The 236-nt window shown below is 42.4% G+C and carries 1 protein-coding gene; it reads left to right on the forward strand.

All coding sequences use genetic code 11. From position 1 onward, the window contains the following. Positions 1–236: Gfo/Idh/MocA family protein (locus tag CHH91_RS20760; protein WP_176465883.1), on the forward strand; the 236-nt coding region annotated here is incomplete at both ends.

Here is a 236-nt window from a genome sequence, read left to right on the forward strand (position 1 = left end):
CTTTTTGTGATCTAAACATCGAAGTCGCTCAAAAACTCGCTGATCAATATGGAGTCAAACTTGTATACGATTCCCACGAAGCTATGCTTAAAGAGGTAGAGATTGATGCAGTTAGTGTATGTACACAAAATGTGGACCATGCACAAGTGTCGATTGATGCAGCAAACGCTGGTTGCCATGTATTGTGCGAAAAACCAATGGCCACTTCGATCGAAGAAGCGCAACAGATGATTGAC

Origin of the sequence: Virgibacillus sp. 7505 (assembly GCF_002272135.1) — a bacterium.
In the GTDB taxonomy this organism is placed as follows: Bacteria; Bacillota; Bacilli; order Bacillales; family Amphibacillaceae; genus Terribacillus.